The organism is Sanyastnella coralliicola (genome assembly GCF_030845195.1).
Lineage (GTDB): Bacteria > Bacteroidota > Bacteroidia > Flavobacteriales_D > Sanyastnellaceae > Sanyastnella > Sanyastnella coralliicola.
Genome location: NZ_CP132543.1, coordinates 849,151 through 874,044 on the forward strand (window position 1 = coordinate 849,151; position 24,894 = coordinate 874,044).

25 protein-coding genes are annotated in these 24,894 nt (G+C 46.6%); 14 read left to right on the forward strand and 11 right to left on the reverse strand.

Annotated features, from left to right (window positions below; translation table 11 throughout):
• The first annotated feature begins 166 nt into the window (after positions 1-166).
• From RA156_RS03610 to RA156_RS03625, 4 genes are all read left to right on the forward strand, one after another.
• Entirely contained in the window at positions 167-1,411 is a 1,245-nt protein-coding gene (locus RA156_RS03610) for an aminotransferase class I/II-fold pyridoxal phosphate-dependent enzyme (RefSeq protein WP_306642855.1), read from the forward strand.
• 33 nt (positions 1,412-1,444) lie between these two features.
• On the forward strand, positions 1,445-2,179 hold the full coding sequence (truA, locus tag RA156_RS03615; RefSeq protein ID WP_306642857.1) for a tRNA pseudouridine(38-40) synthase TruA: 735 nt from the start codon (positions 1,445-1,447) through the stop codon (positions 2,177-2,179).
• 24 nt (positions 2,180-2,203) lie between these two features.
• A complete protein-coding gene (locus RA156_RS03620) occupies positions 2,204-4,024 on the forward strand; it encodes an ABC transporter ATP-binding protein (protein ID WP_306642859.1) in 1,821 nt (606 codons plus the stop codon).
• Positions 4,025-4,097: 73 nt separating this feature from the next.
• Positions 4,098-7,454 (forward strand): T9SS type B sorting domain-containing protein, encoded by a 3,357-nt coding sequence (locus RA156_RS03625; protein WP_306642861.1) that lies wholly within the window; start codon positions 4,098-4,100, stop codon positions 7,452-7,454.
• Here the strand turns inward: RA156_RS03625 and RA156_RS03630 are convergent.
• Positions 7,444-8,766, reverse strand: coding sequence for an ATP-binding protein (locus RA156_RS03630; RefSeq protein ID WP_306642863.1), 1,323 nt, complete (start codon positions 8,764-8,766; stop codon positions 7,444-7,446). The two genes, RA156_RS03625 and RA156_RS03630, sit on opposite strands and share 11 nt — an antisense overlap.
• On the reverse strand, positions 8,763-9,302 hold the full coding sequence (locus tag RA156_RS03635; RefSeq protein ID WP_306642865.1) for a heme NO-binding domain-containing protein: 540 nt from the start codon (positions 9,300-9,302) through the stop codon (positions 8,763-8,765). Before RA156_RS03635 ends, RA156_RS03630 begins: the two co-directional genes overlap by 4 nt.
• Positions 9,303-9,407: 105 nt before the next feature.
• Between RA156_RS03635 and xseA the strand changes: the two genes are divergently transcribed.
• Genes xseA through RA156_RS03655 form a run of 4 tightly spaced genes read left to right on the forward strand, consistent with a single transcriptional unit; the run spans position 9,408 to position 12,790 of the window.
• Positions 9,408-10,832 (forward strand): exodeoxyribonuclease VII large subunit, encoded by a 1,425-nt coding sequence (gene xseA, locus RA156_RS03640; RefSeq protein ID WP_306642866.1) that lies wholly within the window; start codon positions 9,408-9,410, stop codon positions 10,830-10,832.
• 45 nt (positions 10,833-10,877) lie between these two features.
• Positions 10,878-12,137: a pyridoxal phosphate-dependent decarboxylase family protein gene (locus RA156_RS03645; RefSeq protein WP_306642868.1), complete on the forward strand. Its 1,260-nt coding sequence runs from the start codon at positions 10,878-10,880 to the stop codon at positions 12,135-12,137.
• A gap of 13 nt (positions 12,138-12,150) precedes the next feature.
• Positions 12,151-12,396: an exodeoxyribonuclease VII small subunit gene (gene xseB, locus RA156_RS03650; protein WP_306642869.1), complete on the forward strand. Its 246-nt coding sequence runs from the start codon at positions 12,151-12,153 to the stop codon at positions 12,394-12,396.
• Entirely contained in the window at positions 12,383-12,790 is a 408-nt protein-coding gene (locus RA156_RS03655; protein ID WP_306642871.1) for a hotdog fold thioesterase, read from the forward strand. The genes xseB and RA156_RS03655 overlap by 14 nt, the downstream gene beginning before the upstream one ends.
• On the opposite strand, the gene RA156_RS03660 is transcribed toward RA156_RS03655, so the two are convergent.
• From RA156_RS03660 to RA156_RS03680, 5 genes are read right to left on the reverse strand one after another with little or no spacing between them, the layout of a single operon-like run.
• Positions 12,791-13,393: a pyridoxamine 5'-phosphate oxidase family protein gene (locus RA156_RS03660; RefSeq protein ID WP_306642873.1), complete on the reverse strand. Its 603-nt coding sequence runs from the start codon at positions 13,391-13,393 to the stop codon at positions 12,791-12,793. It lies immediately after the preceding gene.
• A gap of 32 nt (positions 13,394-13,425) precedes the next feature.
• Positions 13,426-14,634, reverse strand: coding sequence for a DCC1-like thiol-disulfide oxidoreductase family protein (locus RA156_RS03665; RefSeq protein ID WP_306642875.1), 1,209 nt, complete (start codon positions 14,632-14,634; stop codon positions 13,426-13,428).
• Complete coding sequence (locus RA156_RS03670) at positions 14,631-15,092, reverse strand: hypothetical protein (RefSeq protein ID WP_306642876.1); 462 nt, start codon at positions 15,090-15,092, stop codon at positions 14,631-14,633. Before RA156_RS03670 ends, RA156_RS03665 begins: the two co-directional genes overlap by 4 nt.
• Positions 15,089-15,823: a sterol desaturase family protein gene (locus RA156_RS03675; RefSeq protein WP_306642878.1), complete on the reverse strand. Its 735-nt coding sequence runs from the start codon at positions 15,821-15,823 to the stop codon at positions 15,089-15,091. Before RA156_RS03675 ends, RA156_RS03670 begins: the two co-directional genes overlap by 4 nt.
• On the reverse strand, positions 15,820-16,476 hold the full coding sequence (locus RA156_RS03680) for a Rossmann-fold NAD(P)-binding domain-containing protein (RefSeq protein ID WP_306642880.1): 657 nt from the start codon (positions 16,474-16,476) through the stop codon (positions 15,820-15,822). The genes RA156_RS03675 and RA156_RS03680 overlap by 4 nt, the downstream gene beginning before the upstream one ends.
• A gap of 103 nt (positions 16,477-16,579) precedes the next feature.
• Here RA156_RS03680 and RA156_RS03685 point away from each other — a divergent pair, with 103 nt between their 5' ends.
• The 5 genes from RA156_RS03685 to RA156_RS03705 all read left to right on the forward strand — a co-directional run bounded on the left by RA156_RS03685 (position 16,580) and on the right by RA156_RS03705 (position 21,402).
• On the forward strand, positions 16,580-17,890 hold the full coding sequence (locus RA156_RS03685) for a sulfite oxidase (RefSeq protein ID WP_306642882.1): 1,311 nt from the start codon (positions 16,580-16,582) through the stop codon (positions 17,888-17,890).
• A complete protein-coding gene (locus RA156_RS03690; protein WP_306642884.1) occupies positions 17,887-18,384 on the forward strand; it encodes a hypothetical protein in 498 nt (165 codons plus the stop codon). Before RA156_RS03685 ends, RA156_RS03690 begins: the two co-directional genes overlap by 4 nt.
• Positions 18,363-19,328 carry a sulfurtransferase gene (locus RA156_RS03695; RefSeq protein ID WP_306642886.1) on the forward strand — a complete coding sequence of 322 codons (966 nt, stop codon included), beginning with the start codon at positions 18,363-18,365 and terminating at the stop codon, positions 19,326-19,328. The genes RA156_RS03690 and RA156_RS03695 overlap by 22 nt, the downstream gene beginning before the upstream one ends.
• A gap of 1 nt (position 19,329) precedes the next feature.
• Positions 19,330-20,211, forward strand: a complete 882-nt coding sequence (locus tag RA156_RS03700; RefSeq protein WP_306642888.1) for a sterol desaturase family protein — start codon at positions 19,330-19,332, stop codon at positions 20,209-20,211.
• Between the two features lie 198 nt (positions 20,212-20,409).
• Positions 20,410-21,402, forward strand: a complete 993-nt coding sequence (locus RA156_RS03705; protein ID WP_306642890.1) for an NAD(P)-dependent alcohol dehydrogenase — start codon at positions 20,410-20,412, stop codon at positions 21,400-21,402.
• On the opposite strand, the gene RA156_RS03710 is transcribed toward RA156_RS03705, so the two are convergent.
• Positions 21,399-21,983: a Crp/Fnr family transcriptional regulator gene (locus RA156_RS03710; RefSeq protein ID WP_306642891.1), complete on the reverse strand. Its 585-nt coding sequence runs from the start codon at positions 21,981-21,983 to the stop codon at positions 21,399-21,401. The two genes, RA156_RS03705 and RA156_RS03710, sit on opposite strands and share 4 nt — an antisense overlap.
• 421 nt (positions 21,984-22,404) lie before the next feature.
• Complete coding sequence (locus RA156_RS03715; RefSeq protein ID WP_306642893.1) at positions 22,405-23,328, reverse strand: alpha/beta hydrolase; 924 nt, start codon at positions 23,326-23,328, stop codon at positions 22,405-22,407.
• Positions 23,329-23,391: 63 nt separating this feature from the next.
• Between RA156_RS03715 and RA156_RS03720 the strand changes: the two genes are divergently transcribed.
• On the forward strand, positions 23,392-23,769 hold the full coding sequence (locus tag RA156_RS03720; protein WP_306642895.1) for a hypothetical protein: 378 nt from the start codon (positions 23,392-23,394) through the stop codon (positions 23,767-23,769).
• Between the two features lie 34 nt (positions 23,770-23,803).
• Here the strand turns inward: RA156_RS03720 and RA156_RS03725 are convergent, their stop codons facing one another.
• On the reverse strand, positions 23,804-24,319 hold the full coding sequence (locus tag RA156_RS03725; protein WP_306642896.1) for a YdeI/OmpD-associated family protein: 516 nt from the start codon (positions 24,317-24,319) through the stop codon (positions 23,804-23,806).
• Positions 24,320-24,404: 85 nt separating this feature from the next.
• The gene (gene paaD / locus RA156_RS03730; protein WP_306642898.1) at positions 24,405-24,893 is read right to left on the reverse strand and encodes a 1,2-phenylacetyl-CoA epoxidase subunit PaaD; all 489 of its coding nucleotides are present in this window, start codon (positions 24,891-24,893) and stop codon (positions 24,405-24,407) included.
• Between the last annotated feature and the right edge of the window lies 1 nt (position 24,894).

A 24,894-nucleotide genomic window follows, 5' to 3' on the forward strand; every position in this document is an offset into this window, starting at 1 on the left:
TCAAGCGCTAAATGTTGATATAAATCGCCCCCACAAAGCTGGGAAACAAGCGATTCAGATTAACTTCGCACCGTGGAGCTGTTGGTGGTTCTAGATAATACCACTAATTTTGCGCCCGTTTTAACCGGGTACGGTATGTTACCGCACCTCAAAAAAATACTACGATTTGGACATTTTTGAACGAATCAAAAACAACCGCGGGCCGCTAGGGCAGCACGCGAAAGAGTCTCATGGTTACTTCACTTTCCCTAAGTTGGAAGGGCCTATTTCTAACCGCATGCAGTTCCGTGGGAAGGATGTACTCGTATGGAGTATCAACAACTACCTCGGACTTGCAAACCACCCTGAAGTGCGTAAGGCAGATGCCGATGCAGCTGCTGAGTGGGGTATGGCGTACCCAATGGGTGCCCGTATGATGTCAGGTCAGACGAAGTACCACGAGCAACTAGAATCTCAGATCGCTGAGTTCATGCAAAAAGATGATGCATTCTTGTTGAACTACGGTTACCAAGGGTGTATGAGTGCTATCGAAGCGCTTGTAGATCGTCACGATGTTATCGTTTACGATTCAGAATCTCACGCATGTATGGTGGATGGAGTTCGCCTTCACCAAGGAAAGCGCTTTGTTTTCCAGCACAACGACATGGAGAGCTTTGTAAAGCAGCTTGATCGCGCTAAGAATCTAACTGAGCAAACTGGAGGTGGAATCCTCGTTGTTACTGAAGGTGTCTTCGGTATGGCAGGTGACCAAGGAAAGTTGGCTGAAATCGTTGCATTCAAACAAGAGTACGGATTCCGTCTCTTCGTTGATGATGCACACGGGTTCGGTACGATCGGTGAGAACGGACGCGGGGCAGGAGATGCTCAAGGTGTTCAGGATGAAATCGATGTGTACTTCGGAACATTTGCAAAGTCGATGGCAACAGTAGGTGCCTTCGTAGCAGGTGACGAGCATGTGATTGATTACCTACGCTACAACATGCGTTCTCAAACATTCGCGAAGTCATTGCCAATGCCAATCGTTATTGGTGCGATGAAGCGTTTGGAGATGATCACAACGCAGTCTCAATTCAAAGACAACCTTTGGAAAATCGCAAACGCGCTTCAAGGTGGTCTGAAAGAAGCAGGATTCAACATTGGTGAAACTAACTCTGCGGTGACTCCAGTATTCCTTTCAGGAGGACTAGGAGAAGCAACAAATTTGACACTAGACCTTCGTGAGAATCACGGAATCTTCTGTTCTATCGTTGTTTACCCAGTGGTACCAAAAGACACAATCATGCTTCGCTTGATCCCAACAGCAGTTCACACACTTGAAGACGTGGAATACACGATCGAGACTTTCAAGAAGGTTCAGACCAAATTGAAGGCAGGTGAGTACGTGAGCGAAGGGATCGCTAGCTGGACATAAAAAACTGACCTGCGAAAGCTATAACTTGCAGGCATGCGCTATTTCCTTAGACTCGCTTACCGCGGAACCAACTATGTTGGTTGGCAGATCCAACCCAACGGAGAAACCGTTCAAGGAACCATTGAGAAGGCGCTACAGACATACTTAAGAATGGAGGTAAAAACCATGGGCTGTGGCCGCACCGATACCGGTGTCCACGCTAGTGAGTTTTACCTCCATTTTGATTTTGAGCCCTTGGAAGACCCGGCACAGTTGGTTTACAAGCTCAATCATCTCCTCCCTGAAGACATCGCGATCTTCGATTGTATCCCAGTCGGTGACGATGACCATGCCCGATTCGGCGCTAGCCAACGAACCTACCATTACTTTTTACACCGTAGAAAAGACCCCTTCTTAAAAGGACAGTCTACCTATATCATATATGACCTTGATCTAGACCTCATGAATCAGGAGGCAGAGTGGTTAAAAAGTGTGAAGGATTTTGGTGCTTTTTGCAAGGCAGGAGGGAGTCAACACACCACGATTTGCGACCTCAAAGAATGCGTTTGGAAGCAAGAAAATCACCGCTATATTTTCACCGTTAGCGCCGATAGGTTCCTGAGAAACATGGTGCGTAGCATGGTAGGTACCTTCATCGATCTCGGACGTGGAAAGATCACTTCTGAAGAGTTCAGGGCGATCGTGAATTCCGGTGAAAGAAAGAATGCAGGAACATCTGTCTCACCTGATGGTTTATTTCTTGCACGGGTCAAGTACCCGTTTTTGTAATTTCGCCATTCGATAGCGAGCATTTTGAGTCAATCCTCTGCCCAAGGCAACATTTTCGACGCAGGCATTCTTCGTAGAATCCTGAAACAAGTAGGACCTTACCGCTTCTGGTTCCGCCTTACTGCATCGCTCGTAATTCTGCTCGCAGCCCTGGTTTGGATTCGTCCGGCCTTGATCGGATTTGCCATAGACGCCTTTGTGGCAAGCGTACCTGCAGAAGAATTGCAAGGCTTGAAGAGTTGGTTATACCATACTACCGACGGTTGGTTTAGTTCTAACGGTGAGGGATTGCTGTATACATTCCTGGTTGTCGTCGGACTGCTCATCCTTGAAGCGATTCTTCAATTCTATCAAACGTATTTGGCGAATTGGGTAGCGCAAAGTGTGACTCTTGATATGCGTTCGCGCCTCTACAAGCACATCCTTGGCTTCCGTTTGAAATACTTCGATAAGAATCCTGTTGGAACCTTCGTTACGCGTTTGGTCTCTGATATCGATGGGGTAGCGAATGTATTCTCTAACGGGATCTTGAGCGTGATCGGCGATTTGCTGAAGCTCTTTGTGGTGATTGCTTACATGCTCTACACCAACTGGTTGTTAACGCTCATTGTATTGGTGCCCATCCCGATTCTTTTGGTGGCAACCCGCATCTTCCAAAAGGCCATCAAGAAGGCCTTTATCAAGGTGCGTAACCAAGTAAACAAGATCAACGTCTTCGTGCAAGAGCACGTGACCGGGATGAACATCGTTCAAATTTTCCATCGAGAGAATAAGGAGAAAGAGCGATTCGAAAAGATCAATCGTGAGCACCGTGATGCGAACATCGCCTCCATTTGGGCCTTCAGTATTTTCTTCCCGATCGTTGAACTGCTTTCAGCGAGCAGTGTCGCTTTATTGCTGTGGTGGGGAATGCGTCGTGCTGTGGAAGGAACGGTTTCATTAGGTACACTCCTTGAGTTCATTCTTTATGTCTTCATGCTGTATCGTCCGATTCGCCAGTTGGCAGATCGTTTCAATGTGCTGCAAATGGGAATCGTGAACGCTGAGCGTGTGTTCAACCTTTTTGATTCCGAAGAGGCTATCGCCGAAACGCCAACGCCTTCTCCGGTAGATACGTTTAAAGGCCACATCAAATTCGAAGATGTGTGGTTCGCGTACAATGACGAAGATTGGGTGCTCAAAGGGGTTTCATTTGAAGTGAAGCCAGGAGAGACCTTAGCATTCGTAGGAGCAACAGGAGCTGGTAAATCATCTGTGATCAACTTGATTTCTCGATTCTACGAATTCCAGAAAGGGAAGATCACGATTGACGGAGTTGACATTCGCGAACTTCCATTGGCAACTATTCGCCGTACGGTAGCCGTAGTGCTTCAAGACGTCTTCTTGTTTAGCGATTCGATACGAAACAACGTCACACTTTACGATGCCCACATTAGTGAATCAGATATCGTAGAATCTGGTAAAGCAGTAGGAGCGCACGATTTCATTCAGCGCCTCCCTGGTAAATATGACTACGATGTCAAAGAAAGAGGGGGAATGTTGAGCGTTGGTCAACGTCAGTTATTGGCATTCATGCGAGCTTACGTGTACAAGCCAAGCATTCTCGTTCTTGACGAAGCCACATCGAGTATTGATACCGAAAGCGAAGAGCTTATCCAGAAAGCAACGGAGAAATTGACTGAAGGACGAACTTCTATCGTGATTGCTCACCGTCTTTCGACCATTCAAAATGCCGATAGAATTCTGGTAATGGAGAAAGGAAATGTGGTGCAACAAGGTACCCATGCTTCACTCTTGAAAGAGGAGGGGCCATACAAGCGACTCTTTGAAATGCAATTCGCTTAGAAAGAACTTCTTTCAACGGTTGCAACCATCTGGTATTATTCCGAGTTTTATAGGTGAAACAACTTGCTATCTCGTGGTAAACAGACTGATCATCTGTGTATTTCTACTGTTGGCCTTCGCTAGCGCGGAACGCCTAACGGCTCAAACAGGATGTCCGAGTATTGATGCTTTGACGCTTGATGGGCAAGATGCGCTTACCATCGATTGTGATCAACCCTGTGCCACCTTAGAGGCAGAGGTATTCGAGACAGGAAGCACTGACGAGTACGTTGTAGAGAGTATTCCTTTTGATCCCCCTTACCCATTCAATGACGGAACGTCACTTTTCATTGGTATTGATGATACTTGGAGTGGTGCCATTGACCTTCCCTTTGAGTTTTGCTTCTTTGGAATCAACTACGATCAGATTGTCGTAGGGTCAAATGGTGTCATCACTTTCGATGCAGGTGAGGCGAACGGATATTGCCCCTGGGCTTTCAATGAAACGGCTCCAGATCCTGGATTACCTACCAATGCGATTTTTGGAGTGTACTACGATATCAACCCGGCAACTTGTGGTGCGGTGCGCTACGAGATCCTGGGAGAAGAGCCGTGTAGAACCTTCGTGGTGAACTACGATGGTGTATGTCACTTCTCTTGTTCTTCGCTGCAAACCACAACGCAGATCGTATTCTACGAGACCACCAATACCATTGACATCTATATTGATGACAAACCAACCTGTTCAGGCTGGAATGGTGGAAGCTCATTGCTTGGAATTCAGAATAACACAGGAACCGTGGCCTACGTCCCTCCAGGCAGAAATACTGGGGCATGGACGGCGAACTCTGAAGCGTGGCGATTCACACCTTCAGGAGGAGCACCTTCATACACGGTGACTTGGTTCGAAGATGGAAATGAAATTGGGACTGGTGATACCATTGAGGTATGTCCGAGTGAGACAACAACTTACACCGCCACTGCGGTTTACGACGGTTGTGGAGGAAGCGATATTGAAGTAACTGATGATTTCACAATCACAGTTGATTATAACGTTGATGAGCTACCTGATCCAACCATTGCCAATCCGGTAACTGATCTATGTATTAGTGACGTCAATTACCAAGTCGAAGTATTAGAAGAAGGTGGAACTTTCAGTTCGAATTGCATAGGCTGCCTCGATGCTGATGGTATGTTTGATGTGGTTGGAGCTGGCACAGGAACCTATGACATCATTTACACTCAAGCGAGTGACTGTGGGGATATCACTGACCAGTTCACGGTGAACGTTATCATGGATGCTGATGCGAGTATTACTTCGGTCGATCCTTTATGTACTTCTGCCGCCGCTATCAATATGGTTGGGGCTAACCCAGGCGGAACTTGGACGACCGATGATTGCGTTGACTGTTTGACTGCAGACGGAACTTTTGATCCAGCCTTAGCTAACCCAGGAAACATTGATGTAACCTATACCATTGATGGTGTTTGTCCTGACAACGACCAATTCACAGTTGAAGTGGTTTCTCAGGATGACGCTACGGTCATTATGCCGGCATTCATTTGTGAGAATGGGGGAGAAACCTTGATCCCAGCGGTGCAAGCAGGCGGAGACTGGACGGCAGACTGTAATGACTGCATCGATCAGAATGGAAACTTTGATCCGCTCGTTTCCGGTCCAGGGATCTTTACCATTGAATACGATTTTGACACCTTCTGTCCAGATAACTCTGTGCAGACCTTAGAGGTGGTAGCCGTAACGGAACCAGACATTGATCCGGTAAATGATTTGTGTACCTCAAGTGATCCGGTTGTTCTTATCGCTAACGCGGAAGGTGGAGATTGGTCAGCAGATTGTGGGAACTGCATTAACGGACAAGGAAGCTTCGATCCTTCTACAGGGGCAGGAGACTTCACGGTGACGTATATGATCGACGGTTTATGTCCGGTTTCAACCACCGAATCCGTGACTGTACTCGATCAACAAGATGCGACCATCACAGCGGTAGATACCTTGTGTACAGCTGGGGCCGTAGAGTTTTTAAATGCCGTTGATCCCAACGGAACATGGACGGCCGACTGCGTGGGATGTGTTGATCCGGTTAGCGGAGCATTCGATCCTTCGTCTGTATTCCCTGGAGATTACACGGTAACCTACACCATCACTGGCCTTTGTGGAGACGCCTCTTCAGAGACCTTCAACGTAGACTTCTCTGATGATGCCACCATCATTCCTCCAACGGATTACTGTCTGGGTTGGGGAGATGTTCAAATTGATTCCAACCAAGATGGCGGACATTGGACGGCGACGTGTGGTGATTGTATTGATGCAGCTTCTGGTGTGTTCAATACAGAGGTAGCAGGCGTTGGAACGCACACCATTATTTACAACTTCAGTGGCCTATGTGGAGCACAAGATCAAACAGAGATCACGGTCACTCCAAACGACGATAGCACCATTCAAGAAGAGTTTGGATTTTGTATTGATGCGGGCGGACAGCAACTGGTGGCAGCTACTCCTGGTGGGTTCTGGACAGCAACTTGTGATAACTGTGTGACAGCTCAAGGGCTATTCTCTCCATCGATTGCTGGAATTGGAACGCATACAGTGACTTATTCTATTCCTGGTCCTTGTGGAACGGAGAGTAGTGAAGATATTGAGATTTTCCCGTTGCCTGTGCCGACCTTCTCAGCGCAGGAGACCTCAGGATGTGTTCCTTTTACTGCAGGGTTTGCTCAAGATTCAGTTCAGAACGTTACCTGTCAGTGGGACTTTGGTGACGGAACTTTTGGAACTGACTGTGGATTTACGGCGCACACTTATGACAATCCGGGTTGTTACGATGTAGGTCTCACCATGACCAGCTTCGAAGGATGCGTGAATAGTGTTCAATACAATAACATTGTATGTGGACTAGATCTTCCAGAAGCGGCGTATATCTACTCCCCAACCAATCCAACCACTGATGACCCAATTATTTCCTTAGAGGAAATGGCCATTGGTGAAATAGCCTATGAATGGACCATTGACGGAATGGTGCTGTCCAATGAAGATGACTTCGAGTATAATCTGTTAGACGCAGGGGCGAACATTGTTGATTTATGCTTGACAGCGATTGATGAGAATGGCTGTATCGATGTCTTTTGTAGGAACATCGAAATGATCGAGAAGCTTCGTGTATACGTACCGAATGCCTTTACACCAGATGGCGATGGCGTGAATGAAGTGTGGCTACCAAGCGTGATCGGGGCCGTGGAATATCAAGTGATTGTCTTTGACCGTTGGGGAGATATCGTCTTCCAAAGTAATACGGTAGGTGAACCTTGGCTAGGAAACCGTCAACAAGGAGAATACTTCGTGCCTGATGGCCTGTATCATTACTTCCTAACGGCTGTAGGACAAGACCTAGAGACAGTGGAGTATTCAGGTCATGTGATCATTATGCGTTGATCTCTTTCAACTTCTCGTAGAGCTGAGGAATGTTGATTGGCTTGGTGAGAAAAGAAGTTACGCCAGCCTTTAATAACGCATCTCTTGTTTCAGTGAATACATCTGCGGTTAGTCCTACGATGTGAATGTCTTTCTGCTTCACTTTTCCAGCGCGAATATGTGTAGCCGTCTCAATTCCATCCATTTCAGGCATATGCATATCTAAAAGCAAGACATCGTATTCGGCGTTAGCCATTTTTTCAAGAACAACCAGACCATTTTCAGCGATATCAGGTACCAGATTCCATTGAGAGAAAATCTGTTTCATCAGGTATTGGTTCATTTCAATATCCTCAGCAAGAAGTACCCTTAGGCCGCTAATGTCAGTTCCTGTTTCGATTACCTCACCGGAAGCATCAGTAATGGTCGTGCCTTGACCTATTTTGTATCCAAGCTCAAACCCAAAAGTGGAGCCTTTACCATAGGTGCTCTCTACCCAAATCTTTCCATCCTGGAGCTCAATGAGTTCTTTTGTTATGGCAAGACCAAGTCCAGTTCCTCCGAATTTTCGTTTGGTTGAGGATTCAGCTTGTTCAAATTTCTGGAAGATGGAGTCAACACGATCTTCAGGAATTCCCACCCCTGAGTCAGTCACCTCGATTTGAATTCGCACCGTATCCTCTGTTTTCTCGATGAGTTCAGCATCCATGCGAATCTTACCCACCTCCGTAAACTTCAGTGCATTTCCGATCAGATTGATCAGTACCTGATTGAGTTTGGTGGGATCTCCGATGAGGTGTTGTGGAATTTCGTCGTCAATGGTGAGCACGAACTTGAGTCCTTTCTCACTCGCTTGGTGGCGGAAAGTCTCCTTCAAACGACGACAGATATAAGGGAAGTCAAAGTTGACTTCTTCAAAGCTGATTTTTCCAGATTCAATGGCAGAGAAATCAAGGATGTCATTGATCAACGACATCAATGTATCTGCACTATGCTTGACGTTCTGAACGAGTTCAGCGCCTTTGTCTGGGAGCTCTTGCATGCGCAAGATTTCGGTAAGGCCGACAATCGCATTCAAAGGCGTGCGGATCTCATGACTCATGTTTGAGAGGAATTCTGATTTCGCTCTCGAAGAAGCTTCGGCAGCTTCCATGGCCTCTTCCAGTTCGTGCGTGCGTTCCTTGATCTTGACTTCTAAGGAGTCGTTCATTTCCTGAAGCTCTTGGTTCAGGGTAAACAACTCCCGAGATTTTTCTTCGATGATCAGCTCGGCATTCTTACGCGCCTGTCGTTCTCTTCGGATGATATTTTTTAGTGACTCGAGGTCGCTCATGAACGGTTGATAGTGAATCGAACGACCTTACCGCTCTCCTCGATATTCTCTTTATTAATGTCGTAAGTCTCATTGAAATGCGTTGCACATCCTTCAATAAGACCTTCGGCAAAGTCTGCCATACGTCGCTCTGAAGTGTAGATCATTTCCAAGGTATTGTCGTCAATACGCTTGGTTTCAAAACTAGGGAGCTCAGCATCTGGGTATAGTTTGCGCACCTCTACGTGGATGTAGCCCTCAATTTGTTCAAGGAACACGAAGCCATCGGTCACGCCAGTGAAGAATTGCCCATAACCAGCAGCGAAGCGAGTAAATAAGTGATTCCCATATGCATTTAGAAGTTGGGGTATGCTCAAACCGGATTCACCACTCAAGTTGGTAACCAACTGAACCATTTCACTATGCTCGTAAGTTCCTACGGCAGTGTAGACACCGCCACTTGGGAGGTCTGCATTGGAAATAATTTTGTCTGCAACGTCAAAGCCGAATTTATCTTCGACCATCTCTAAGAACTCGGTAAAAACTACTCCTTTCATTTATTTGGTTTTGTTCAAATTTACTATGGCCACAAGGGAATTGAAATCGGATAACTTCCTCTATTCTGAGTAGGAATCCACTGACATAATTTACACCTTTCCGATATGTCTACTGAGTCTCCGACATTAAAGCTTTCAGAACTAACGAATGCACTGGACGATTTCTTCCAGAAGCGCTTTAGTGGGCGAACCTTTTGGGTTATTGGAGAGGTTAGCGGTCACAAAGCTTACCCTAACCGAAGTTGGCATTTCTTTGACTTAATCGAGAAAGAAGAAGGTGCTGATCGCTTGAAAGCGAAAATGCAGGTGGTAGCATGGAGCCCCGGGTTTGCAGCTATCTCAAGATTTGAGCGAGAAACCGGACAACGCTTCACCAGTGGATTAGAAGTCATGATTAAAGCAGAGGTTTCATTTCATCAGCAGTATGGATTGAAGCTGACAGTGATTGACATGAATGCGGCCTTCACTATGGGACAAATGGAGCGAAAGCGACGTGAGACCCTAGAGAAATTGGTGAAGCGCTATCCTGATTTCATTCAGAAAGTTGGCGATACCTTTCACACCCAGAACCAAGACTTGGCACTTCCACGGATCATCAAGCGGATTGCTGTGATCACTTCACCAGGTGCTGCCGGGTACGAAGACTTCATGCACAGCCTTGAAGGGAACCCTTATGGATACACCTTCCATGTTGATTTATTCTTCAGTCGTGTACAAGGACTAGAGGCGGGTATTACTCTGAGCAGGCGCATGTACGAGATTTCTTCGAACCCTGACCCTTATGACCTTGCGGTTATGATTCGCGGGGGAGGGGCTCAGACTGATCTCTTTGTTTTTGATGATTTCGGATTGAATAGAGAAGTGGCGAAAAGCGAGGTTCCCTTGTGGGCCGGAATAGGACATCAGCGAGACCAAACCATTGTTGATTTGTTCTGTCATACCTCTCACAAGACACCCACGAAAGTGGCCGAAGCTATTTTACTTCATAACCGACGCTCAGAAGAACACGTGGCCGGATTGCGCGAGGCATTGATGATCAGTGGTAAGGAAATCATCGATCAGAACAAGTCTGAATTGAGACAGACATCATTGAGTATTTCTGCTTTGGTGCCGCGCATTTTACATCGGCAACAGCGATCGATTGCTGAGTTTTTTAATGTTATTCAGCGTTATGGGGTCAAGAATATCTCTTCGCGAAAGACTGCATTGAATGTGTTGTTCGCCTCGATTAAACCAACACTTCGCGCTCGTATTCTTCATGAGAACAGACAAGTGTTCGAGAAACAAAGCAAGTTGATCCAATTGCAAGAGCACCAACTCGACAGAGAACACATGAAGTTGGAGCAGATTCAACAGATCATACGCCTGAGCGATCCTAGAAAGCTGTTGAAGAAAGGCTACACTTTACTTTCTGTTGATGGTAAGATTGTAAAAGACGCTTCTGAATTGAAGGCGGGGGATGCGATTGAAATCGAAACACACGCGGAGAAGATTGCTGCAGAAGTGAAGAAAATCAGTCCTAAAAACTGACATTTCCCAGACAATCAGCATTAGGGAAGCAGTACTTTTGCGCCCATGTCTACACCGAGCAAGAACTATTGGAAGAAGTTGACACATGACCAGATTAAGGAGCGTGTGTTTGAAGCGCTAGACGCGAATGTGAATTTCTACAACGAAGAAGTGATTGGAGTGCCTGGTTCACACCTTGATCCGAAGGTATTCCGCGGCGATTTGCCATTCCTAAAAGATGCCCCTTTCTTGAGTGCACTGGTTCGCAACCCGAATCACATTGGATGCCATACGAGTGGAAATTCTGAATCTTTCTTCCGCGGAACACATAGCATTGAAGCGGAGTTGATTGAGCTATGTGCAAAGAAGATCTTGAATGGCGACGAAGCGGAAGCGTTTGATGGGTACGTAAGTTCTGGAGGAACAGAAGCCAACGTTCAAGCTGCGTGGATTTACCGCAATGAATTCATGCAACGATTCGGCGCTAGCCAAAAAGAAATTGCCATTCTATGTTCAAGTGATAGCCACTATTCGCAGTACAAAGCCTCGAATTTGCTATCGATTGACATTGCCCAAGTGCAAGTAGACGAGCAAACGCGTCAGGTGAACTTAGAGGAGCTTGAGCGCACGCTGGATGGTTTTGAAGCGAAGGGCATTAAGTATGTGATTCTCTACGTCAACATGATGACCACGATGTTCGGTTCTGTTGATGACCTTGATACCTATTTGAATGCGTTGAACAAACGTTCTTTCGAATTGCGCGTTCATGTAGATGGCGCTTACGGAGGCTTCTTCTATCCGTTCACACAAAGCCAACAACGTCTAGATTTTAGTAGACCTGAGATTAACTCTGTAACGCTCGACGCCCACAAGATGGTACAAGCACCTTACGGAACTGGGATTTTCTTGATTCGTAAGAATTACATGCACTACACGCACACCAGTGAAGCGAGTTATGTAGAAGGTGAAGACTCAACTTTGATCGGAAGTCGCTCTGGAGCGAATGCCATTGCCATTTGGATGATTTTGATGACCTATGGAAGGTTCGGATGGGAAGAGAAGGTAAATACCCTAGAACAACGTGCAGCTCGTTTTGCCGCGCAGCTAGAGCAGAAAGGGATCGCATTTTTCCGCCAACCTTATTCTAATATCGTCACGATTGACGCGAAGGCTGTTGCACCAAAAGTGGCGGAAGAATTCGGACTAGTGCCAGATAATCACCACGATCCGAAGTGGGTGAAAGTAGTAGTAATGGATCACGTTACTCTTGATCGTTTGGTAGTTCTTCTTGACCGAATTGAATCAAGCAGTATCAGTGCTGAATGATTACCTTCGGGGTATGGCGAAGAAAGAAAATTTGACCTATGAAACCGCCTTCGAAGAGCTCAATGATATTGTAGCAATGATCGAAGACGAAGAAGTATCTGTGGATCAGTTGGCAGATAAGATGAAGCGTGCGAGTTTCTTGATCAATTTCTGTAACGAGAAATTGCGTGATACTGAAGATGCGGTCAATCAGATCATTCGCAAAATGGAAGATCCAGGATCACCAACACCTGACGAAGCAGACGATGACGCCCTCTGAGATTATTGACAAGATGTACAACAATGATCCATTCTCACAATGGTTGGGAGTGGAGCGGGTTGAAGAAGGTGCAGGCTTTTGCGTCTTGAAGCTTACAGTTCGCAAAGAGATGTTGAACGGGTTCAGCATCGCTCATGGTGGAATCACCTATGCGTTGGCTGATAGTGCTCTTGCATTCGCCGCAAATGCGCATGGTCGTAAGTGTGTTTCAGTTGAAACGAGTATCTCACATGTTCAGCCGGTGATGGAGGGTGATGTTTTGACCACTAGCGTGGAAGAGGTTTCACTTACGAACCGGATAGGAATCTACCATATTACGGTTTCGAATCAACATGATGTAGATGTGGCCGTATTCAAAGGCAGTGTCTACCGTCGCTCTGAATCTTGGGAGTGATTAAATGTCGCCCTGGTAGCGTTTTTCCATCTGTTCTTGTGTCTCCACAGGATCGTTGTGGCCTATTTGATCTTTGATCATTTGTCCCATCGTAGGCAATTCAGTACGCTCAATCTTTGCCTCTTCTTTCCAGAGTTTTGAACGCATGAAGGCTTTGGCGCAGTGCAAGAATACCGTCTCTACTTGGACATGAATACAGGTCTTTGGAGGATTCTGTTCCTCATCTAATTGAGCGAGGAGCTCAGGATCATTCGAGACGATGGCTTTACCGCGAATGCGAAGCGTTTCATCAACGCCGGGGATCATACCGAGCATGGCAAACTTGCCGGTCTCCACGATGTTGCTCAGGCTATCTACGCGGTTGTTTCCTTTTGAATCTGGGATGATCAGTTCGTTATCGTTCAAAACTTTGATGAATCCAGGTGCTCCACCACGGGGAGAAGCATCGAGGTGATCACCACCGTCTGTTGAAATCACAACGAAAGGACACAGTGCTAAGAATCGTTTACTATGCTGTTCAAGGGCAGAAAGCTCTTTTAGAATTGTTCTTTCTTTTGGTTCTCCGTAGATCTCGCGGAGCTGAGCGCCTTGATCGATATTCATACTACGAAGGTCGTGAAATCCGCCAAGACTCTCTACCAAAGAATGCGTTCGCGCTCTTCGGGAGTAGGCATACGACAGCTCTCTTTTTTGCCAAACCAAGAATAACGGTTCTTAGAAATCCAGCGGTAAATGGCGTTTCTGATGAATGCTGGAATGACCAATAGAATGATGGCAAAGCGCCACATGCCACCCATACCTGTAACTGATTTGATGACCGCAGTTGATTCGATGAACACCTTCCCGTCTTTATAGAGTACCAACGTGTTCATGGGGCCTCCCGCAATTTCTGGGATCAGTTCTTTGGCGACATCACTTTGCAACGGGGCAAATTGAAGACTCTTTTCTTCATCTGTTTGCATGAACCAATCAACGGATGAATTACACAAACCGCACACACCGTCAAAGAACAGCACAGCTTTCTCTTTGGCATAGATGGGTTTGAACCATCGTCCGTCAAAAGTAAAGACGTGGATCATCAACATACCTATTGTCAAGTCGGCGAAGTCAACGATGCAAAGAATTCCAAGGTGCATTGCGATCATTCCTATCCATGCCCATTTCCGCGTTTTAGCGAAAAGAGAAAGGGGACCAAAAAGAATCTCAAGTCCAAGAATTCCCCAAGTCATGCCATGGATCACCGACATTGGTAAGGAGACCATGGCTTCTCTTAAACTCGTAGCTCGTGCCAGAGGATTCTCTAGGAGATGAAGGATGGCTGTTCCGTCTCTCCAGCTTGGGCTCATCCATTTATCGATTCCGCTGATGGTATAACTCACGGCCATAATTACCCATGCTCCGATCCATATCCGGGATGGGATTTTCCATCCTTCCCGTTTCCGCGCTAGCGAAAAAGGCTCACCCTTTGGAATAACAGCAGAAGCTAATAGCAGCCACCCGATGAAGGGCAGGCCTGGATTGGCGATAAGGTTGTTGCGATCAAAAAGGCAAATCCAACCATACCAGAGGATGAGGCTGATGAGATTGCGTTGAACGCCGAGCATGTAGAGTATGGCGAGCGCTGCCATGACTACTAAAAACGCCGCAATGCCAACCGGCGAGTCAATGAGGAAAAGGATATTCGGAACAACTCCATGCGTGAAGTTCAAGCTTGGGTCTGCGAAAATTCCACGGTCGCTCCATACTTCAGCGCTGTGACTGATGAGGTCAACAAAGTGGATGGCCAGATAAGCTCCAAGGATAATCCTGAAGAGCGAAAACTGATATGGACTTTGTCCTTTCATGAATCGCAATCAGTAGTTAGAATCCATTCGTCGTTTCGGTCGACCGTGCGTGATTTAATTCGGATCTGGACATTTTCTGCTTGAGCAGGAATGCCGAGCTCTTCTAATAGCGTGCCATTACAGACACCATAATTCAATACGGCAGACCAAATAGAGTTTGGTAGAACGGGGCCATAGGAAATCGCTGCGCCATAGACGTTTCTGCGATTATATGGGCCTTCGAGTTGTGAGTAAATCTCGGGAGTGATCTTGGTTTGATGTTGTTCACCGAGGTACTCATACTCCATGTAGAAATCATTTGCGAAAGTCTCAACGCCTCGTACTTCAGTGAACACGATCGGCAGAGGAGATGAGCAATACGCCATCCCCAACTGACGAAGGGGTTGGATCTGCAAACTCCAACCGATGATCTGAAGTGCTCCGATTAAGAGTACTATGGCGTAGAGAAACTTTCTCATTTCTTCGGCGGATAGGGGTTGTTCACATTCTTGAATGTCATCATTTCGAGAAGCTGTGACTCGCGTTCATCTTTGAAACCGCACTTTCCGTCCATTGTTTTCGGATTCGAAAAGGTGCCGAACAGCATATCCCAGAAAGGCAGGTCGCTAAAGTTGTTGTAGTGTTTGCCTTGTTGATGGTGAATTCTATGCATTTCAGGACGCTGAAAGAAGTAACCAAGCCAATGCGGAGTTTTAATGTTCATGTGGTAGATGTACTCACCCACACTACTGAATAGAAGGGTATAGGCTGCTGCCTCGAGGTTTAGTCCGAGCAAAAGGAAGTTGATGGATCCAATGATCAACGAATTACAAATGATTTCCAGCGGATGCTTGTAGAAGCTAGTAATGGTCTCAATTCTTTGCGGACTATGATGGACTTGGTGGAAAGCCAACCAAAGGAAGTTGACATCGTGGCGCCAACGATGCCACCAGTAGAATACGAAGGTGACGATGAAGTATGCGATGAATCCACCGGCAGCTGGGTGCATGTGATCACTCAGATGAAACCACGAGACTTGTTGAAGCCATTTGTCCCAGGTGTGTGCTCCTAGGAATATTACTCCGAGTTGAATCGCATTGACGATGATCACGCGTGTCCACCACCCCTTGACATGGGGTAATTTCTGATCAGGGATCAGGCGTTCGAGTACAATAAACCCGAGCCCGATCAAGGCAACGATATAAATCATAGCAGTAGATCAATAATCTCTTTATTACTCAGGAATTCATTGGCTTCAGTGCTGCCTACTCCAACTTCGAACATGGCATCTCCTAGCTGATGCGAGGTGATGCTCATGTTGGATCCCATTCGCTTGATTAAGGGATACAGCGAGCGTGAAAGTCGGTAGGTGAAATTGGGCTCTACTCTCTTCTCAACGGGGTATATGTATGCTGGTCGGAAGGTGTGAAATGACTTCAACGACATATTTCCAATGATACGTTCGGCTGCTCCTTTATCACGTGCAAACATCAATCGACTCTTTTCTGTCGGGTCAGCTCCTTGTCCGCTCAAGAAGCAATAGATGCTTTGAGGAGCCACATTTTCCAAGGCTTCGGCGAAAGCCACGGGAATATCCGTTGTCACTTTTCTAAATGTGGCAGCATCGGCATCTCCGGTATACAATCCAACACAAGAGAAAGCTGCATGGGTATTGGTGAGGTGATCAGTGTATGCTTCCGATAATTCCAACTGATTTGAGACCACTTGCTTCAGTTTATCTGATTGAATGTCAAGCTCTCTTCTTCCGAAACTGACGACTTCGGTGACCTTTTCGTCTTCCAGGCATCGCTTTAGAATTCGCGAGCCGATCATTCCGGAGGCCCCAATAATTGCTACTTTCATTTTACTAAGTTGCTTAAAAGAGTTGACTTCACGAATGAGACTTAGGTTACAGACAGATACATTGCTGTTTTTGTTACTTGCTGCTTGGTTCGAAACCTGAAACATGAGAAAACGAAAGATTGGGATCCATCAATTGTATGCTGAAGACCCGCAACAGGCTGATGAGCTGTTATGGGGCAGACGCACAGATGAAAGCAGACGAGGCTTTTTGAAAAAAGCGGGCTTGGCTGCCATGGCTGCTGCCGTTGGAGGAAAGATCGTTTTTGCGGATCAAATGCCCAGTGGAATAATCCCAGCGATATTGGCTCGTCCGGAGCAGGATTTCTCTATTCCAGGTAAACATCCAGACCTCGTTGTTTTGAACGATAAGCCATGGAATGTGGAGACACCTCCTTATCTCCTTGACGACGAGATTACCCCAGCCGATCGCTTTTTTATCCGAAACAACGGACTTGTGCCTGAAGATATCGATGTAGGTGCATGGACATTGACCATTGATGGCGAATCCATTCCAGAACCGATCACCTTATCGATCGATGAACTTAAAAGCAATTTCGAACATCACACGTATCGTCTGACCCTGGAATGTGGCGGTAACGGAAGATCAGAGTTCAATCCACCTGCCAAAGGAAACCAATGGTCAACGGGTGCAGTCGCCTGTGCAGAATGGACAGGTGTTCGTTTAAAGGATGTCTTGAATTACGCCAAGGTGAAGTCGGATGCGGTGTACGTTGGCTATTATGGTAAGGACGTCCATCTGAGTCGTAATCCCAACAAAGTGACCATTTCAAGAGGAGTTCCAATAGCGAAGGCCATGGAAGATGAGTCGTTGATTGCCTGGGCTATGAATGGTGAAGATATTCCAGTAATGAACGGACATCCACTGCGTATGGTGATTGGAGGTTGGCCGGCTTCAGTGAGTGGGAAATGGCTCTCTAGACTGAGTGTGAGGAACAAAGTGCATGATGGTCTGAAGATGGAAGCACCTTCGTATCGAGTTCCATGCGAGAAAGTAGCCCCTGGTCAAGAGGTGAAGGCAGAAGACATGTGCATTATTGAAAGCATGCCTGTCAAGTCGTTGATTACCTATCCAAAGACAGGAGCGGTACTCAAAGGCAAAAAGAGTTTGACCCTTAGAGGACATGCATGGGCTGGTGATCTCAGTGTGAACGAAATGCACATCTCGATTGACTTTGGATCAACTTGGCAGAAGGCATCCTTGAATCCGGCTGCTAATCGTTTGGCTTGGCAGCGATGGGAGGCATCAGTGAATTTCCCAGAGAAAGGATATTACGAAGTGTGGGCCAAGGCAACGGATAGTGAAGGAAAGAGCCAGCCCATGGTTGTTCCTGGATGGAACCCGAAAGGATATTTGAACAATGCGACTCATCGCATAGCGGTGAAAGTAGAATGAGCGAAGAGCAACTTCCCATACAAGATGAGATCCTAGAGAAGGTGGTGAAGCGAACCAATGTTTTGGTGTACGCTTCGACCTTTATTGTGATTGTTGCCATGTTTAATATCATGGCACCAGACACAGCTGAACGCTTCTTTGGTGAAACTGAGGAAGTGCTGGAACCCGAGATTATTCCTATGGCGGAAGACATTCCGGATGATCTGATCGAGAATGGCATCCACATGCGTACTGGGTTGATCGTTGATGATGGTTTCGAACAAGTGAAAGTGACCTGTTTGGCTTGTCATTCGGCGAAATTGGTAACGCAAAACCGTGCAGATCGTGATGGTTGGAAGAAAATGATTCGATGGATGCAAGAGACCCAAAACCTTTGGGATCTGGGTCCAAACGAAGATATCATCCTGGATTATTTAGCGAAGAACTATGCTCCAGAGCAGGAGGGAAGAAGAGCAAATCTCAAAGACATCGAATGGTACGTTTTGGAGGATTAGTCGTACTCGGAATGCTGCTGTTCAGTTGCGGTGAACCTTCGGATTCTGCAGTGATAGAAGAGACTGTTGAGCATCCCGCTGACAGCGTTGCGGTTGATGTGACTCCATCGTCCTTGCTTTCCCTACAGGAGTATTCAGACTTGATCCATTCTGAACAACGCCTGTTGTTGATTGACATGCGCAGGCTGGATGAATTCAAAGAGGGGCACATACCAGGTGCGCATCGCATTTGGCGTAATCACATTCAAAGTGCTGATTACGAATATGGCGGGATGGCGGCTGATCGTGAACGTATGGAGTCCTTGCTTGATTCTTTAGGCGCTACCGCGGAAACGATGGTGGTTGTTTACGACGCCAAAGGAGGATGTGATGCTGCTCGATTTTGGTGGCTCTTGAAAATGTACGGACACCCAGATGTGGCCCTCCTTGATGGAGGGTGGCAAGCTTGGAGGCAATCGGGTAAGTTCGCTGAAACAGGAATTCCGAAGGCTCCAATTCGTGAAGGCTTTAGCTTTAGGAATGAAGTAGATCGATCGTCATATGTCGGATTGAACGGTCTCATTCGCGCTAGCGGAGATTCAACGGTTCTTCTAGTTGACACCCGCACGATCAATGAATTCACGGGGGCCTTTATGAAGAAGGGGGCAGTTAGAGCTGGACATATCCCAGGAGCTATTCATTACGACTGGGGGAATGCCGTTGAAATGGGACAAAGTTGGATGTTGAAGCCGCTAGAAGATATCCAGCATGACCTCACAGAATTAGGAATTACGCCCGAGAAGAAGATCATTACCTACTGTCACACTGGAGTGCGTTCTGCGCACACCACCTTTGTGCTCAGTGAACTTCTCGGTTACGAAAATGTCAAAAACTACGACGGTTCATGGACAGAGTGGAGCCATATGGATCACTTACCCTTAGCCATGGACGTCAAACAAGAATAATATGAGTTCAGCAATTCAAGTCATGAAAGATGCCTTCATGGGCACAGTGGATTGGACATGGAAGTCGATCATCATGGATAGCAGTGTACCATGGTATCAGAACTACTTCTATGGATTGATCGTGATTTCAGTAGCCGTTTATCTCCTTGAACTCGCTTTTCCTTGGAGAAAGGAACAGAAAGCCATCCGTAAGGACTTCTGGTTGGATGGGTTTTACATGTTCTTCAACTTCTTCATTTTCTCCATTGCCATTGCTGGTGTTTACGCACTTCTGGAACTGGGCTTCCAGTCGGTAGGGATCTCTATGAAGAGCATTGCACTAGTTGATATGTCGGCTTGGCCAATGGCACTTCAGCTGCTCGTTTTCTTCATTGTGATCGACTTTGTGCAATGGGCTACCCACGTCGCTCTACACCGTTTCGAATTCCTATGGCGATTCCACCAAGTGCATCATTCAGTGGAAGAGATGGGCTTCGCAGCTCACCTCCGCTATCACTGGATGGAGAACATTTTCTACAAGCCACTCAAGACCATCGGGGTCATGGTCCTCGGAGGTTTCGAACCAGAGCAAGCCTACATTGTGCATTTTGTTGCTATTTCTATTGGACACCTTAACCATGCGAACATTCATATCACTTGGGGACCATTGCGTTATGTCTTCAACAACCCGGTGATGCACCTCTGGCATCATGTATACCACCTACCAGAAGGAAGAACTCACGGTATCAACTTCGGTATCAGCTTAAGTCTCTGGGATTATCTATTCGGAACAGCATCTATCCCCAAAGACGACGCCCACATCAAACTAGGTTACCCAGGGGTGGAGGATATGCCGAAAGGTTTTTGGGGGCAATTACTATATGGATTTAGGCGTAAGGCTTGATCCAATCTATAATCAATGGTCGATAATCAATAACCACCGCCACCGCCACCGCCACCAGCGTTCCGCGATCCGCGATCCGCATTCCGCGATCCGCATTCCGCGATCCGCATTCCGCAATCCGCATTCCTTTCTTGACGAACGTCAATGAATTGAGCCCTCTCTTCGTCGGAGCTTTGCTTCATCAATTAAAAACAAGAAATGATGAACGCAACAATGCAAGCTGTGAGGGTTACTGAATATGGTGGTCCTGAAGTACTTAAGGTAGAGACTTTCCAAAAGCCAGCACCGAAACCGAATGAAATTCTGATTCGTAATCATGCTGCGGCAGTGACGGCTGCTGATACATTCTTACGTATGGGAACCCCGAGACTAGGTAGGCTCTTTCTTGGGCTTCGACGTCCGAAGAATCCAATTCCCGGGACTGGTTTTGCTGGGGTTGTTGAGGCGGTTGGTGCTGAAGTAACTGATTACATGCCTGGAGATCGTGTCTGCGGTGAGTCGCTGTTTGGATTTAGTACTTATGCTGAGTATCTCGTAGTTGAAGAAGACGCAGTCATCACGCACATGCCTGAATTGATGAGTTACGACGAAGGCGCCGTATTCTGTGACGGAGCGGTGACTTCATGGAACTTTATTCGCGAAGTAGCCAATATGAAAAGCGGCCAACGATTGATGATTATTGGAGCCTCGGGCGCTCTAGGTACTGCTGCCATTCAAATTGCAAAGGAGATGGATCTTCATGTCACGGCGGTGTGTTCTGGCGCTAACGCGGAATTGGTCACTTCACTTGGAGCAGATGCGGTTGTAGACTACAAAACGACGGACTACACCAAGTTGAACGAACGTTTCGATGTGATCTACGATACCGTAGGGAAATCGAGCTTCAGAGCTTGCAAGGCAATCCTCAAAGAGCAAGGACAGTATGTTTGTCCGGTGCTGAAGGGCGAGTTGTTTATAGATATGCTCTTCCGTTCAAAGAAGCACGGGAAGAAGGCGAAGTTCGCCGCTACTGGCACCAGAAAAGTAGTTGAACTTCGAGCGATGCTACTTCAATTGATGGAGATGTACCGCAACCGTGAAATCAGAATGGTCATGGACCGCACTTACGCCATGGACGAAGTAGTTCAAGCTCATCAATACGTAGATTCAGGAAGAAAGCGAGGGAACATCGTGTTGTCGATGGAACTCTAAGACTTTTCCTTCTCCACAAGTCGTTTACGCAATCGACTTAAAGACTCAGGGGTAATCCCAAGGTAGCTTGCTAGTTGATGTTGAGGAACGCGTTGCAACAAATCCGGACGTTCTTCCATCACACGCAGGTACCTTTCTTCAGGAGTAGAGGTCATAAAACGAGCAAAGGCTTCTTGTCCTTCAGCAGTCACTTTCTCCACTTCAACTCGAATCACGCTTTCCAACCTTGGAATTCGAGCACACATCTCGTCTTCAAGCGTCTTCGTACCTACAGTGAGGATGCTGTCTTCGCTACAAACCAAGTAGCTAGGAGAGGGAGTTTCAGTATTGAAGCTCATAAAAGAAGTCACCGGCATCCCTTGAGAATAGAAGGCTGTTGACTTCTCTTCTCCATTCACGATTCGGTACTCGCGTACTAGTCCTTTCAGTACAAAGAAACACTCCTGTGACATCTGTCCTTCAGATAATAGCACAGATCCTTTTTTGAATGCCTGCACGTTCGAGTTGTCGACGATGAGGTCGACTTCGTGTGGCTCGAGGGCTTCGAAGGAAGAAATCATGTTTCGGAGGAGTTCTTTCATGTATCTAAGATAGGGTGTTTTTGGGTAGAGTTGTTCAGTCTTAGTGGGCCTGTCTGCTGACTGAATCTGTTCTGTTTCGAAGAAAATCTCAGCCCTCGCGGGCCTGTCCGCGGACTGAATCCGATCTATTTTAGCAGAAATTCTCAGCCCTCGCGGGCCCGCCCGCCCCCACCGTCCTAACCGGCACGAGCCAAAGTTCAGGCGATTTACAACGCTTGTCAAGAGCTAGTTTACGAGCGTTGCTGAAAAGTTTATATGTGCTTAAATATTCGGTTTTTGAGTCATTTCAGTATCGGAGCATTTATCAGTTGAGTCCTCCCCGCAAGCAGGATTGGTTTAAAGCGAAGTGACATAAAATTCGCTGTTCCCCGAATGCTTGTCAATAGGTAGTTTGCAGACGTTGGTGGAAAGTTTATGTGTGTTACTTTCTTCGATTCAGACTTAAGAACCACTTCACCAACTCCTCCTGATCCACAATCGACCAACTATGCGGATGACGCATGCCGTCTGGACGATATCCTTTGCCTGTGGTAGTGATCATTTGTACGTCAAAACCTTCTGATCTCAGAAGAGAAGTCAACCCTTCGAGTTGATAGGCGTTGATGTCCTCATAGTTTGTTCCTCGATTCTCACGATGCCATGCGGTGTCAGGCTCGGTGTAGAATCGTAGTGAGGTCGACTTAAGATCTTCTAGAAGATGAGCGTTCGAGCTTCTTCTATACAGCGAGAAGTCATTAAAGAATTCATCACGGTTGCCATTGCCTATCGAGTCATTGATGGTTTGAGTAATCATTAGACTCTCTCCGATCGCCCATGGATGAAAGTTGCGTTCAATGTTCTCCTCCGCATTCAGGTAAAGCTGTTCAAGGTCAATCGGGTTGTCAACGGTGAACACACCGAGTACTTGATCATCGCCTTGACTTGAAAGTTGGTTAGCGAACTGCAGAGCATGGTTTCCACCACTTGAAAAACCTCCCAAGAAGAGTTTTTTGGTGCTAAGCTTATGCGATGCTCTGGTTTGTGCAATCGACTCTTGTATCGAATTTAATTCATCCTCATTCAGCCAAATCCGGTTCAATTGTTTGACGTAGATCACCGCTATGTTTTGATCTCGAAGCTTTGATTCGATAGGAAAGGCCAATAAGACGTCGCTGGGCTTTTGTCCGTAGCCGCCAAAAAGAATCAGGATAGATTCTACAGGTCCTTCTGGAAGGGAGATCTGAAAGTTAGTATCGTGAACCTTCTCATTACTTGGGTGTACAGCTGGTTGTTCGTTGTTGAATGCCAAGGCAGCGAATGCCATTGACATCACAAGACTAAACACCATTATTCGAACCTTTTTCATTGCGAAACGACTATGATCAATGCAGCCAATCTAAGTCTAGCGAATAGACTTTGCCTCATATTTATGATCTTTTCTATGTTCTCGTGCCACCCAGAAGCGGGCATCGAACCTTCCATTGAAGGTAAATGGGAAGTAAAGGATTTCTCCATCGAGTCTCAATTTCCTGACGAAATTCGTGAGGCCAAAATCAGAAAGCAAAGCATCGGTGTGCGCTATAATTTTTGGGAGAACGGTATCTATACCTGCCGCCGACTGATAGACGAGGAACTCATCTTTGGGAAATATGAACTCACTGGAGATCAACTCGAAATGAACATCAATCAGGGCAACCGTCATCTAAATCAGATCTCCACGATCATCCATTCAGGTGATGATTATGTTTCGTTGGTCACAAGGCTAAACGAATTCACAACTTACACCTACCTCCTCAAAAAATACTAACGCCTATAGCCTAACGCCTATGGCCTAGCAAGACCTACAACCCCGATTGATTCGCCTCCTTAATCTCCTGATGCAACAGCTTGAAGTCTAACTTCCCTTGCTGCATCTTCAGGTGATTCATCGCAACAATCGCCCTGCGAATTCTAATATCCGAGCTCTTGACGTTCCCAACCCAGTGAATGATATTCCGCTGTTTACCTGGAGTCAACTTCATGAAGTAAGCACGTCCTTCTTCATCTTGGGCAAGCATCTCTGTTAGCTCTTCACAGACCGCCATCCCAAACTCTGACGTATCCTCTTCCAAACTCACTTGAACCACCTGCTCCGCAACCAGTCCGAGCTGCTTCCGAATCTCCTTATTGAGCATGATGTAGTAAATCCCATTCCCCTTAGATAAAAGGCCACAATGTATGGTGACCTTCCCTTCAATCGTCGCCAATACACGCTTAATATTCTGCTCCTTAAAATGCTGATAGACATCATCAGGCACTTCAATATGCCAGCTATAAACGTTGTTGTATTCAGAGAAGACGGGGGAGGAGAAAACCATATTTCTAGGCTTTAGGCGATAGGCTATAGGCGTTAGGAAGGAGAAGAGTTAAGACTAAAGCCTAAAGCCTGTAGCCTAAAGCCTCCTAAATGCACTTAAAATAATCAAACGGCTCCAAACAATCAGAACACTTGTAATGTGCTTTGCAGCTGGTGCTACCGAATTCTGAGACGAGGGTGGTGTTTTTAGAGCCACATTTTGGACAAGCGATCACCTTTGGTTCGGCGAAGAGTTGTGATTTATCGTGGCTTTTGCCTTCGGGTGGGGCGATGCCGTATTCACGTAATTTCTCGCGTGCTTCGTCGGTAATCCAATCGGTAGTCCATGCTGGGGAGAGTTGGGAAACGACTTCTGCGTCTTCTCCAAAGGCGCGCTTGAGGGTGGCCTTAACGTTCCTTGAAATAACGTCCATAGCTGGACAGCCGCTGTAGGTTGGGGTGATGGTAACTACGATGCGGTCATCATTGATATCAACCTTTCTGATGACGCCCATATCAACAACGTTGAGAACGGGAATCTCAGGGTCTTTGACCGCGGTCAATAATTCAAGGATGTGTGCTTCGTTTCTTTCCACC